We start from the raw sequence: 11,768 nt of genomic DNA, 5'->3' as shown, positions 1-11,768 counted from the left end.
CAATAAAAAAAGCGTCATATTAGTGACGCTTTTTTTATTCTGACAGCTGCAACTGAAAATATGTAGCCATATCAAGGGAAGATAAATGGGTGAAACCAACCTGCCGGAAAAGTGTCACCAATTGGCCCCGGTGGTAGGTAGAATGGTTGATGGCATGTACAACTGTTTGCCAAAAAGCCATTTGGCCCGTACCGCCACTTTTGGGATATTTGAAACTGACAGCCTGGGAATAATTAACTGCCGGATAGCTTTCAACACAGGAGCTAAAAGCAGCCGAGGACCTGGTCCAGATCTCAATCAATTCATTTTTTGTTCCTTTAAATTCCAGTGAGAAGAATGTTGGACCAGGAGTATGTGTCCAATGATCAATCCAATACTTTTCAGCACTGACTATATGGATCGCCGTTTGAGCGATGCTACTGAAACTACTGGTGATCACCTGCTCCCATTGTTGATCGGTTATCTGTTGTAACCATGCTATTATTTTGCTATCAGCCCAGTAGTTGTAATTTGCAATTTGCTGCAGATAAGTTCTATCCATAAAACCTTCTTTTATGTTTTGATGATAGCGCAAAGATATTTTCAAAGAAGCGGGCGGGATGATAGGCGGGCGTTCAGAAAGTGTGGCTACACGTTCAAATGGAGCTCATACTGCCTGAAGATGTAAAGAGATGAATTTATTATGGCGACAACTGATTTCTATTTCCTGAGTCTGACGTAAGTATTGTCTGGCATGTCGCAACATGATTGAGGACTTAGAAATACCAGGGTGTCTTTTTTCAGAATGATATTCTGAGACTGATTGTAAGTATCCGTTATAGTGGTAAGCTTGAATTGATCTTTGTCAGAAGTGGTTTGAAGGTCGTATGTGCCGGAGCGAATGATATTCCCTTTTTCGTAATTTATAAAAGAATGGTCGCTTTTAAATTCAACGATACTGCCATTCCCAGGCTCATAGATAATAGTTCCGGCAAACCCTCCCACGGATGCCCGCAACTCCCACCTATTGACCAGGTTATTTGTAGCATCATTGAATTCATTCCCTTTCTTTTTGCAACAGCAAAGCATCGTTATAATAAGTATTAATATGACGGTCCTCATAAATGAATTTTAACCCTGACAAATAAAAATGTACTAACGTTGCATTAACCGCAGACAGCACTATGAAACTATTACAATTGTTTTTTTTGATAGTACTTATTTCGTGTAAGAGGAAGCAGGCAGACCTCACAGGCATCTATGGTGATAATAAAGCATTAGCCTACATCTATAAAGAGAATGGCAAGGAAGGACTGCTTGATACTAACAAGAATATTTTAATTCCCGCCCAATTTGACTACATCGAACATTGGCTGGTTGACGGGTTAATCCGTGTGGACAGTGGTGGCGAAAGGGTAAATGGTGGTGACTTTGTTGGCTACAATTTCAAAAAGTATGGACTTATAACAATAGGAGGGAAAATTCTTTTCCGGCCAAAGTTTGATGACCTGACCATTTCAGATAATTCTGCACTTGTTCTGTTAGATAGTCTGTATGGATACATAAGCAATAATGGGGACTGGATAATAAAGCCAACCTTTAAAACAGCATACCCATTTTATAAAGGAACAGCAGTTGTTAAAGCGGATAACAAGTTTGTGTTACTAAACAAAGATGGGCAAAGGATAATAAAGGAAACATTTGACTCCATTTATAGTTTTAAGAATGATGTTGCAATTGTAACTAACAACAAGAAATGGGGCTTAATAAATTACCGTGGACGTCTTATTTTACCGCTCGGCAATTATCGTGGATTGGGAGAATACAATTATTACCATGGGATTTTTAAGAAGGATGATGGCAAATGGTATCTTATTGATACCGCAGGGAATATTCCTGTTAAAGAAGGTTTTGACAGCGTCGGGACTCAGGCTGAAGGCCTTATTATTTACGCAGTTGGATTGCAGAATGGCAAACAGGTTAAAATTCGACTTAATTAATACAATACGGCAGGCTTCAATTTCAAGATCAACACCTCTATTTTAACATAATTCACGCTAAAGAGTATGTATTTTGTGAGATCTTTAATGGCGACAGGATAAGGTGAGCATACGAAGGATGTGTTACAATGATTGTTAAGGGTGAGCCTCAATCAGCAATCCCGTTAAAAGAATACGTATCAGGTAATAATTTAATAGAGCCATGTTCAAAACTATTCTTCTTAACCTTACCCTTTCTTTTCCGGTTTTTGCTTTTTCGCAGAATGGATATCTGGTATTAAAAAAGAAGAACAGGCACATTCGTTATTTCTGGACAAATTCCCGCATCACCTTCCAAAATAATAACGGGGAATGGATCCATGGCATCATTACTGATATTCATAATGATTCTTTCTCACTCACCCGTGAATCGATCCGGTATACGTTATACGGAACAGATGCCATTCATTTTAGCGGATATATATTTAGTCTGAAAGATGTGTACGCCTTGCCAACAAAAAGGGAATTGATTGTTCATGATAACGGGCAGGTGCGGGTAATTCTGGGACACGAAAAATTTGTTTGGGTAAGGAATGGCTTTATTTTCCAGGTTGTTGGAGCAGGTTATGTAGGTTTAAATATAGCCAATGACCTAATTAACAATGATCCGCCCTTCGAAAAAGAAAATATCAAAGGGCTTGCTATTGGATCTGCTGTTTTCCTGATAGGAACAATATTACACTGGAGGTTTTACCCCCACATCCGTATTGGCAGAAAATATCATCTTGAGGCTGTTGCTATTCCTGGCAAACGATAATGGGGAACTAAATTAAGAGAGGGATGCGGGAAGGCATGTCAGAACTTTTGTGCAATTGCAGGGCAGCGTGGCGGGACGCAGGTTATCAGCGAGCCCTGTCCAGCCCTTCCAAACTATGGGGTAGGGATTGTTACTAAACACTTATGATGACTGGGTAACAGATCATATCTTTATCCAAAACTTCAATAATTTATCAAAATGTACTTCTGCCAACTGGTAGCAAGGCGGTATTTCATCACCCCAGCTACAGTAAGTAGCTATCCTTGTACCATTGGGCATTTTTTCTAATTGATTATACAGATAGATACTATAATAGTTATATAGTTCACTTGAATAAGCGATCTCATTGTCTATCTTTTCGGTACCTTCCAAATTTTCAAAAAATGAATTGTAGAAGTAGAAATGATCAAAATCGCTCAGATCCAATTGTGTAAAGTTTCGATGGATAAAACGTACATTATTAAGCCCGAGTTTTATTCGGGTACTTTCGGCATACTCAACCAGATTTTTTCGCTGCTCAACACCAACAAATGTCACTGTTGGTTTATAATATGCTCCGGCAAGGCAAAACTTTCCTACTCCGCTTCCGATATCCAACAATTTTACGTTACTATTCGCCGCCAGAAATGAAACTGCTTTTTGAGCAATGTATAACGGAGACCAATGCATGCGCGCTAATGATCTTATCGGTTGAGGGTACAGCTTATGTAATACTGCATCAGCGCTAAAACAGTCGTCCAGCTTAGGAAGTATACTAACCCTAGTATTCATAATGTGATGGGATTATGCGTTTTTCTGATCCTTTCTACAATATCTGTTGCATTGCATTCCTCAATTTATAATCTTCTGTTGTTAACAGACCCCTTTTATCATTGAGTTCACTGGGCACTATTAAGGAGATCCAGCCTATATTCTCAGGTTGTTGAAGCAAAACATCTCTTTCTTCAATCAGCAGCAAGTCATTAAAACTGATAATTTTTCCTTCTACGGGCATATGAACCTGGACCTGATAATCGTCGAAATGAATAATGCTGATCACCTCGCCTTGTTTTATAAGATCGGAAACCTCCTTAAATTCAATCTTATGAATTTCCTTACATCCTGACAATTTAAAACGACAAACCCCAACGTATGCCACAGAACCCTGGAAATCTATCCATTCATGATCGTTGGTAAAATATAAATTTCTGTTTATTTCATTTGGAGCTCCCATATGTTATTATACTATAATTACTAATTAAATTTCACGATTCTTCGCGTGCCCGCCAGTTTGGGTTAAAACGTACGAAAAATGATAACCATATTGCTCTGGACAATCGCATTAGATATGGTTGAAGAAATACTAGCAGCGCTATATTTGATCCCAGCCACCAAAAGAATCTATTGTCATTAACCGACATGCCGATCACTATCCACCATGCAACAAATGTAGTTACAGAGAATGCCACTGTTAAAGCGTAACTAACATATCCTGTCCCGTAATAAAAACCCACTTCAAGTTCCATGCGCTGATCACAGACCGGGCATTTATCATACATTTTCATCAATTGTTTCAACTTATATGCATTCTTCGTTTTAAACATATCTCCAGTTCTGCAACGCGCACATTTATGATGGAGCAGGCTCCATATATAACCAGGCTTTTGATCCATTTTTTCATCGCACATATTCTTAGCTATTTTATTATTTTCTATAATCATTAGTATCGCAAGGATACATAGCATTCTACAATACTTTTATCCAGAATTTTAATAATGTACCATCCTTTTCATCTATTAATTGATAACTTGGCGGAATTGTATTGTCCAGGCAATGAAAGGTTGCTATTCTCGTCCCTGCAGGCATTCCGTTGAGCTTTTTATATAACTGATTGTGGTAATAATTGTATAAATAGGTTGAATAAGTGATGTTGTCATCGATTTTATCCTTATCCATCAGGTTTTCGTAAAAAGAATTAAAAAAATAAAAATGATCATATTGCCTGAAGTCGAGGTCAGTAATATTGGAATGAATGAAATGAACATTTTGTACCCCAAGTTTACCAGCCGCTTTTTCTGCCTGGTCGACAAGATTTTTTCGTTGCTCAACACCGTAAAACGTAGCATGGGATTTATAGCAGGCGCCAGCCAGACAAAATTTTCCAACGCCACTTCCTATGTCGAGTACTTTGATCCCCGGATGGGTTACAAGAAATGGCGCCACCAGTTGGGTAATGTGTAAAGGGGTCCAATGTTTGGCGGCCAATATTTGAATTGATTTGGGATACAATTTATTGAACTGCGCATCAGTACTTAGCCAACGATTTATTGATTTTGGGCCGGTTTGTTCGAGGTACATAATTATACGAAATTATCGTATTTGTTAACCGGCTGCCGTAACCATATGTCACTCGAAAAAGTGACATTTATCAATATTTTGTAAGTGAAAGTGTGAAAACGCAACTAATAAGCTGCGTATAGGGAATTAAGCTGGTTCAGATGTTCTGGCAACCTATTGTAAACCTGACTATTTATAATTTGCAATTTTTATTAGCTCATTGACATCATGTACTATAATCTTTCTGCCATTTGTTTTTACTATCCCTGCCTCTTTGAATTCTGCAAGTATGCGCACAGCACTTTCGCGCGCTGTTCCTACAATATTTGCCAGATCATCCCTGCTAATATTTATCTCGACAGGCATACCTGGTTGAAAATTGACTTTATATTTTTCCCGTAAAATAATTAACTGTAAAGCAAGTCTTTCCCTAACTGATTTTTGTGAAAATACTGAAATGCTATTGGCCAGTACAGCGAATTCATGGCTTAAGTTTTTAAGTAAGCGTCTATTTAATACCGGAGACTGCTGTATGGTTTTTAGAAAATCTTCTTTGGGTATGAATGCAATTCTGCTTTTTTCTAACGTTGAAGCTGAATCCGGATAACGGTCTTCAGCAAGAATAGCATGGTATCCTATAAGTTCCCCCTGATTGGCTACATAAATAATTTGTTCCCTTCCTTCTTTATCAACCTTATACTTCTTTACCTTCCCTTCAATAATATAAAAAATACCGGAGGGGTAGGATGCTTCCCTGAAAATAATCTCCCCTTTTGAGTACAACTGCTCGGTTTTATTTGCAGTTAACAATGCGAAATCTTCAGGTGGCAAATCCATTAATATAGATTCACTTTTGAAGTCCCATTTGTCAATCGGAAATAAACCGCGTATGCTCATACTTAAATCCCAAATTTACACTTTTTGCCGCTATTTTAGCGGGCGATTCCAAAGGGGAGCATCAAACACAAACAAGTGCCGGCGCTATTGTGCTTATATCCTATAAAAACCGCTTTTGCATAAAGGCCCTTCCTGAACCTGTTTTCAAATATTTCTCAAATTCAAAAGCTTTGTATTTGTCTTTAAACGCATAATAGAAAATTAATTCAACAGGTAATAGCGCTTGGGTTGCGGGTACGTAACCATTGGTATGACGTTGAAATCTTTCTTTCAGATCCTGCGTACAACCAGTATAAGGTGAACCATTATTGCATCGAAGAATATAGACATAATACATAAAATAGTTTTTATGTATGCTACTATGCCCTTAATAACATTAGCGGACTGAGTCCGTTGAAGCCCGCCGGAATATAGGTATGTCCGGGAATCAAAGCGAAGCGCGCCTACGCTAAAGCTTCGGCGGGCGAAGGCGGAAAGGGAGGGGTTCGAACCCTCGGTACAGTTGCCCATACAACGGTTTTCGAGACCGCCCCATTCAACCACTCTGGCACCTTTCCTGATAGGATATGTAATTTAATTTATTCCGGGGAACCGGCAAAAAGCCTGATTTTCGGCAAAGTAAAACCCGTCTTCGCTACCTGAATGGCTTCCGCCTGTTGATTAGATAACTTCGTTAATTGGACAGCCCCGAGGGTTCATTTACAAAAAAAGGGACCCTGGCATTGGTGCGGTAACATAAAACAGGTGGTTATACAAGGTTAAAAAGCCTGCAGGTTCATTCTCCTGCAGGCTTTTTAGGATTTGGCATCCCTGTATTTACCAGGATCTACGGATGCGTATAATCGGGAACAGCTAACCTGATAGCAGCTATCTCATTACCCAGCACTTTACCGAATCTAATAGATATTTCCTGGGTGAACCGGTAGTGCAGGCCTCCATATATTCTTGAAAGGGCAGCTTCATCCAGCAATGCCGACAGTGAGGTGAACTGCCGGGCAGGCAATCCCCGCCATTCATAGGCGTTGTCGGTTACAGGGATATCGCCATACGATCTTATTAATACCTGAATATAGGGCGCGTAAAACCCCACCAGTCCCGAAGTATATTCAGGATAAGGAGGTGTAGGCAAATAGGATAACCAGGCCGTGTCAATAAGCCGTCGAACATAGGTAACTGGTCTGATGAGGTTATAATGATATTTTGACCGGAAGGTATTTATGGGGCCATCCTTAAATGCAATCCCTGTTTTGGCATACACTTCAGCTGCTTTCCATAAATTTGCCTGCTGATTTTCCTGTACCCATGTAATGATGGAAAGTGCATGATGGGGTGAAGGAACACCTACTCCGGCACCACCCGCATCTGCCCACCAATTGGCCGTTGCTTTTTGCTCATCAGTTAAACGCTGACCAATATCATATACTTCTTTATTGGCTTTATAGAAGAGAGAAGAAGTGTCTTCTGAAAATGGAAAAGGCAGTGGTGGCGCCATAGCAGTGAGGCTATACTCCAGGAAAGGTCTTGAATCACTCAAAAACGGACCTACCGGGTTGGCATAGGCGGGGGGAGTGGGCACCCAGGAACCCGGTGTAACGGGCGGTGGTACATACCCCACACTGGAAAGATTGAACCCGTCGGACAATGACCAGTTGTAAATGGCAGCAGCGATCTCCCGGCCAAAGCCCTGCGAACGCATGAGTACCTCATCCGGGGTGCTTGCACTGAACCGGTTGTAATTGGCATTTTCCATGGAGTCGATGCTTGCCTTATTTGCATCGGTAAGTACAAGAAACGATTTGAACATACTGGCGAGGGCAGCATTGGCGCTTTCGCTCCACAGGTATTGTTGGTTCCAGGTATCTGCTTGCGGCATGGCCGGCATTTGATACAGTCTGGAAGATAAGCTTTCGGCCCCTATGCTTCCCGGTCGCACTGCTTCATAAAGGCCTACCCCTATAAAGCCAAAATTCCTTATATTCTGGATCACTACAGGTTGCGGATTGGCCGGGCGTTGTACCATTGCTATAAATTTATACCAATCATAAACCACCGTGGCGCTTTCATCGCGCGGTAACACAGGTAGGTCAGGTTTGTGACAACCATAAAACAGGCTTAATAGCAAAACTGCCTGCAGTAGTTTTGCACTACTCTTTCTTTGGGTTTTTGGTAAATACATAACGACTCATTTTAATGGTGATAAAATGAACGAGATGGGGGATGCGAAATCGTTATTATTGTATCGTAGTGGATGGGATTGAAAAAAGCTGTTGGTCAACCTGCTTTGTTCATTTAAAGGTAGCCTATTTAAATTGTATCATGGTGGAAAAGCGTACTATAACCGGCCAAATCTATCAAAGCCTGACGATGGTCAGGCTTTGATGCCGGACTAAAATACTTTTACAACAGCCAGCGCATTATGTTTTTTATCAAGCGGTTTAATTTGTCCCAAGGCGCTTTGAAAGAATTCAATACCCAGCGCAACCACCACCGAATGGTCAGGCTGATGCCCAATGACCGGTAGTTGTAGCTGCAGGTCCTCGTGCTGCTGCAGGGACATATCCAGCAGATCGGTTTGTACCGGTTCAACCGGATAGCTCTCCTTTTCAAAATGCAGCGAGGCCGCCATGGCGGTTAACATAAAAGCATTGGCGTCGCTTTCCGTATCGATCATTGCCCGGGGAATAAAAGAGGGGATGCTGATGGTGGCTAGCATGGCCTCCTGGTTGAATGTAATGGAATAGGGCGCCCGTAAAATAGTTTGGAGGTTGGTGTCTCGATTAAAGTTAAAGCCCCCCAGAAAGTTTAATACGCCCTGTGGCACCCTGCGCTCGCCCCGCTCGTTTATGGGGTCGGTTTGCAGGATCCTGAACATCGTTTTAGTAAGGCGCCCGGAAACATACCGGTCAGCCTTATTGAGCATTCCCGGTTTAAAGGCATGGCGCAGCACGCGGTTTGCTTTGGCGGCACGGGTAAACTCGGTGTTATTTTCTCTGCTGCGTTCAAAAACCGGATCGTTAAAATACCGACTGCGGGTAATCGGACTTTTCTTCTTCATATGGAATCTAAGGTTTAATAGCTAATTATAGCCGTTAGTAGTATCGGATATAGTGTCAATATAGCCATTTTTCCGGTAAAACCCGCACTAAACCCGCACTAAACCCGCACTGGAACCCCTGTTTCAGTGCGGGTTTGGTGTGTGATTGGTAGGAAATGAATGGCAGCTCTACCGCATATTCGACGTATATGGGATACTGTAATAGAGATAACGACATAGGTATTAAACGGCAAAAGCCTTCAAATCACTATGATCTGAAGGCTTTTACAGGTGTGGTTAACCGGTGTTAATCAGTTACTTACTATGGAAGATCTCTTTTTGCACCGGATCGAGTAAATTTTGGTTGAACCAATGCGGGTACAAATTGGCTGGTTTTGTTAAAGTATCTAATTGTTCAATTTGCGCGGCGTTTAATTTTATTTTGATGGCGCCCAGATTATCTTCTAACTGGTGCATTTTTGTAGCGCCAATAAGCACGCTTGCCACAACCGGTTTGCTGAGCAGCCAGGCCAACGCAATTTGGGCTACCGATGCCTGATATTCAACGGCTAATTCTTTTAAAACATCCACTACTTTAAAACCGTGCTCTTTATCAAAAGGGAGCAGGTCGAAGCCTGACAGGCGATTGTTGGGGTCTTTCAAATTTTCCCGGGTGTATTTGCCACTCAGAAAACCGCCCGCCAATGGACCCCAAATGGTCATGCCAATGCCGGCGTGTTGCATAAATGGTGCAACATCGTATTCCACATCCCGGCCCACTAGGGTATAGTTCATCTGACCATTACAGAAAGTTGCCCAACCGTTGTCTTTCTGCAGCTGATAAGCCAGCGCAGCTTTCCAGGCCGACCAGTTGGAGTACCCTACATAGCGTACTTTGCCCGATTCAACCAGGCTGTTGAGGGCGGCCAGGGTTTCTTCCAGCGGCGTAAAAGGGTCTTCTTTGTGAAGGATGTACAGGTCGATATAATCGGTATTCAGTCGTTTTAAACTTTGTTCGCAGGAAAACAGGATGTGTTTTTTTGATAGTCCGGCCTGGGTTACCGGGTTGCCTGTTCTGAAGCCTACTTTAGTGGAAATTATTACTTCATGGCGGTGTGGTGCCAGTAATTTTCCTAGCATGATCTCTGATTGTCCATTGGCATAGCCGTCAGCGGTATCGAAAAAATTGATGCCTGCTTCCAGTGATCTGTCGACCATGGCCTGCGCCAGTTGCTGATCAACTTTGTAGACAGCTTTAATGGACGTGTCGTCTCCGAAGGTCATAGCGCCAAAAGCCAGTTTAGATACAATAAGGCCAGTATTGCCGAGCGTAGTGTATTCCATATTTTTTAGTTTTGATTTATCGTCTGGTGCGGCAAAAATAAGTACGTTTACGTATATCCATCTCAGGTAATAATATTAAATTTAGAATAAGGCGTACAAGATCATTCCGGAATTATTCCTTCCTTTTAATCCGGCTCCATTTCTATTATACCATATCTAAATTTTCATTTTATGAACCGATTAAACCTTACAACAGTTGTTGTGATCCTATTAACGATTGCAGCCTGTAAGAAACACGTTACCGCAGATAAAACATCCTCGCTCGCAAAAACCAGCAATACCGTGGAAGAATGCCAGCCTATCATGTACAACCTGACGGTTGATTCTGTTTCCGGCTTCTCCTATCTTTTTAAAGTAGCAGGGTCGCCCGGCGCCGGACCTATTACAGTGGTGCCTTATGTGGTAAGTGGCACCAATCAACTGAAGGACTGTAGTGGTAATCCTATATTAAACGCCAGCGGATTGGCGTATGACCCTTCTACCGGCACCTTTTGGGGAACTACCGGTGTTACCGGTTCTGTGCCCAATGCCATTTTAAAATTTACCGACCCCAATTGTGTAAGCGTCACTCCGGCCACCAACCTGTGTGGTATTGTGCTTAATTTAAGCGATCTGGAAAGAGATCCAGCTACCGGCATCCTGTATGCCATCAATCGCGGTACGGTGGCGCCTAATAACCGGATCGTTAAACTGGGTTTACCTGGTTCAACAAACGTTAGTTGTTTGCCCAATCCGCTTCCGGTGGGGTTGAACGCGCGGGGGTTGACCTTTAACTGCAATGCACAAATGTACGTAATGCATACCAGTGGAACTTCCGGGGTAATTGTATTTGTTGATAAAGTAACAGGTCTGAACGGGCCCAGTTACGCGTATCCGGGCCCCATCACCACCTTTGCATCGGTTCCTGTGCCCGAAGTGGGTTTACATTTCGACTGTAGTTGTATTGCGCGTTTTATCACGGGCAGCTTTAATCCCATTACCGCCACCCGCATGACGGATGGACTGCCATCGGGCCTGGGTGGTCCTATTTACAACACCGTTATTGGTACCTTGAAACCTACGGTAGATTTTGCCAAGCCTTAAATAATAATGGAATGATGCTGGCCGCCTTTATAAACAATGCCCCGTTATAGCGGGGCATTGTTTGTTATTTAAATGAAGACCTGTAAGGTGCATCATTTGAGCTTGCCATAGTAGAGGGTTGAATTGCTCCTGACAGGTCTTGTTCTAAAATGCGATAAGACCTGTCAGGGCCGCTTCATCTCCTTGCTCGGCGAGGTAATGCGGCGGACTTCCAGGTCTTTTACACCGATAAATCGGGGCAGTCTCTGACAGGTCGTGTTTTGACAATGCGAACAAGACCTGTCAGGTCTGTTCATCAGGTTGATCCGGCAAATTCAAA

14 protein-coding genes and 1 tRNA gene are annotated in these 11,768 nt (G+C 42.2%); 3 read left to right on the top strand and 12 right to left on the bottom strand.

Annotated features, from left to right (window positions below; translation table 11 throughout):
- Nucleotides 1-34: 34 nt before the first annotated feature.
- Nucleotides 35-541, bottom strand: coding sequence for a DinB family protein (locus J7I42_RS24710; protein WP_209141559.1), 507 nt, complete (start codon nucleotides 539-541; stop codon nucleotides 35-37).
- A gap of 158 nt (nucleotides 542-699) precedes the next feature.
- Nucleotides 700-1,101: a hypothetical protein gene (locus tag J7I42_RS24705; RefSeq protein WP_209141558.1), complete on the bottom strand. Its 402-nt coding sequence runs from the start codon at nucleotides 1,099-1,101 to the stop codon at nucleotides 700-702.
- Between the two features lie 62 nt (nucleotides 1,102-1,163).
- On the opposite strand from J7I42_RS24705, the gene J7I42_RS24700 reads away from it, so the two are divergent.
- Together J7I42_RS24700 and J7I42_RS24695 are read left to right on the top strand one after the other, a co-directional pair.
- On the top strand, nucleotides 1,164-1,979 hold the full coding sequence (locus J7I42_RS24700; RefSeq protein ID WP_209141557.1) for a WG repeat-containing protein: 816 nt from the start codon (nucleotides 1,164-1,166) through the stop codon (nucleotides 1,977-1,979).
- 202 nt (nucleotides 1,980-2,181) lie between these two features.
- Complete coding sequence (locus J7I42_RS24695; protein WP_209141556.1) at nucleotides 2,182-2,775, top strand: hypothetical protein; 594 nt, start codon at nucleotides 2,182-2,184, stop codon at nucleotides 2,773-2,775.
- A gap of 162 nt (nucleotides 2,776-2,937) precedes the next feature.
- Here J7I42_RS24695 and J7I42_RS24690 read toward each other — a convergent pair whose 3' ends face one another.
- From J7I42_RS24690 to J7I42_RS24645, 10 genes are all read right to left on the bottom strand, one after another.
- On the bottom strand, nucleotides 2,938-3,546 hold the full coding sequence (locus J7I42_RS24690; protein ID WP_209141555.1) for a methyltransferase domain-containing protein: 609 nt from the start codon (nucleotides 3,544-3,546) through the stop codon (nucleotides 2,938-2,940).
- A gap of 34 nt (nucleotides 3,547-3,580) precedes the next feature.
- Complete coding sequence (locus J7I42_RS24685; protein WP_209141554.1) at nucleotides 3,581-3,988, bottom strand: hypothetical protein; 408 nt, start codon at nucleotides 3,986-3,988, stop codon at nucleotides 3,581-3,583.
- A 31-nt stretch (nucleotides 3,989-4,019) separates the two neighbouring features.
- Nucleotides 4,020-4,442, bottom strand: a complete 423-nt coding sequence (locus tag J7I42_RS24680; RefSeq protein WP_209141553.1) for a hypothetical protein — start codon at nucleotides 4,440-4,442, stop codon at nucleotides 4,020-4,022.
- A gap of 58 nt (nucleotides 4,443-4,500) precedes the next feature.
- Complete coding sequence (locus tag J7I42_RS24675) at nucleotides 4,501-5,112, bottom strand: class I SAM-dependent methyltransferase (protein ID WP_209141552.1); 612 nt, start codon at nucleotides 5,110-5,112, stop codon at nucleotides 4,501-4,503.
- Nucleotides 5,113-5,280: 168 nt separating this feature from the next.
- Entirely contained in the window at nucleotides 5,281-5,988 is a 708-nt protein-coding gene (locus J7I42_RS24670) for a Crp/Fnr family transcriptional regulator (protein WP_209141551.1), read from the bottom strand.
- Between the two features lie 100 nt (nucleotides 5,989-6,088).
- On the bottom strand, nucleotides 6,089-6,325 hold the full coding sequence (locus J7I42_RS24665; RefSeq protein WP_209141550.1) for a GIY-YIG nuclease family protein: 237 nt from the start codon (nucleotides 6,323-6,325) through the stop codon (nucleotides 6,089-6,091).
- Between the two features lie 133 nt (nucleotides 6,326-6,458).
- A tRNA-Ser gene (locus J7I42_RS24660) sits at nucleotides 6,459-6,545 on the bottom strand.
- Between the two features lie 269 nt (nucleotides 6,546-6,814).
- Nucleotides 6,815-8,164, bottom strand: coding sequence for a vanadium-dependent haloperoxidase (locus J7I42_RS24655; protein ID WP_209141549.1), 1,350 nt, complete (start codon nucleotides 8,162-8,164; stop codon nucleotides 6,815-6,817).
- Nucleotides 8,165-8,374: 210 nt separating this feature from the next.
- Nucleotides 8,375-9,043, bottom strand: a complete 669-nt coding sequence (locus J7I42_RS24650) for a hypothetical protein (RefSeq protein ID WP_209141548.1) — start codon at nucleotides 9,041-9,043, stop codon at nucleotides 8,375-8,377.
- A 294-nt stretch (nucleotides 9,044-9,337) separates the two neighbouring features.
- Entirely contained in the window at nucleotides 9,338-10,366 is a 1,029-nt protein-coding gene (locus J7I42_RS24645; RefSeq protein ID WP_209141547.1) for an aldo/keto reductase, read from the bottom strand.
- A 171-nt stretch (nucleotides 10,367-10,537) separates the two neighbouring features.
- On the opposite strand from J7I42_RS24645, the gene J7I42_RS24640 reads away from it, so the two are divergent.
- Nucleotides 10,538-11,449, top strand: a complete 912-nt coding sequence (locus J7I42_RS24640) for a hypothetical protein (RefSeq protein ID WP_209141546.1) — start codon at nucleotides 10,538-10,540, stop codon at nucleotides 11,447-11,449.
- Nucleotides 11,450-11,768 lie beyond the last annotated feature (319 nt).

Source organism: Niastella soli (assembly GCF_017742245.1).
Lineage (GTDB): Bacteria > Bacteroidota > Bacteroidia > Chitinophagales > Chitinophagaceae > Niastella > Niastella soli.
The sequence above is the reverse complement of the archived record's forward strand: the minus strand, read 5'-3'. Positions and strand labels throughout refer to the sequence as shown.

What these genes read in the sequence shown, in the direction of transcription:
- J7I42_RS24650 (WP_209141548.1), bottom strand. Translation starts at nt 9,043, where the DNA reads ATGAAGAAGAAAAGTCCGATTACCCGCAGTCGGTATTTTAACGATCCG.
- J7I42_RS24685 (WP_209141554.1), bottom strand. Translation starts at nt 3,988, where the DNA reads ATGGGAGCTCCAAATGAAATAAACAGAAATTTATATTTTACCAACGAT.
- J7I42_RS24670 (WP_209141551.1), bottom strand. Translation starts at nt 5,988, where the DNA reads ATGAGCATACGCGGTTTATTTCCGATTGACAAATGGGACTTCAAAAGT.
- J7I42_RS24680 (WP_209141553.1), bottom strand. Translation starts at nt 4,442, where the DNA reads ATGTGCGATGAAAAAATGGATCAAAAGCCTGGTTATATATGGAGCCTG.
- J7I42_RS24695 (WP_209141556.1), top strand. Translation starts at nt 2,182, where the DNA reads ATGTTCAAAACTATTCTTCTTAACCTTACCCTTTCTTTTCCGGTTTTT.
- J7I42_RS24705 (WP_209141558.1), bottom strand. Translation starts at nt 1,101, where the DNA reads ATGAGGACCGTCATATTAATACTTATTATAACGATGCTTTGCTGTTGC.
- J7I42_RS24655 (WP_209141549.1), bottom strand. Translation starts at nt 8,164, where the DNA reads ATGTATTTACCAAAAACCCAAAGAAAGAGTAGTGCAAAACTACTGCAG.
- J7I42_RS24690 (WP_209141555.1), bottom strand. Translation starts at nt 3,546, where the DNA reads ATGAATACTAGGGTTAGTATACTTCCTAAGCTGGACGACTGTTTTAGC.
- J7I42_RS24645 (WP_209141547.1), bottom strand. Translation starts at nt 10,366, where the DNA reads ATGGAATACACTACGCTCGGCAATACTGGCCTTATTGTATCTAAACTG.
- J7I42_RS24710 (WP_209141559.1), bottom strand. Translation starts at nt 541, where the DNA reads ATGGATAGAACTTATCTGCAGCAAATTGCAAATTACAACTACTGGGCT.
- J7I42_RS24665 (WP_209141550.1), bottom strand. Translation starts at nt 6,325, where the DNA reads ATGTATTATGTCTATATTCTTCGATGCAATAATGGTTCACCTTATACT.
- J7I42_RS24700 (WP_209141557.1), top strand. Translation starts at nt 1,164, where the DNA reads ATGAAACTATTACAATTGTTTTTTTTGATAGTACTTATTTCGTGTAAG.
- J7I42_RS24640 (WP_209141546.1), top strand. Translation starts at nt 10,538, where the DNA reads ATGAACCGATTAAACCTTACAACAGTTGTTGTGATCCTATTAACGATT.
- J7I42_RS24675 (WP_209141552.1), bottom strand. Translation starts at nt 5,112, where the DNA reads ATGTACCTCGAACAAACCGGCCCAAAATCAATAAATCGTTGGCTAAGT.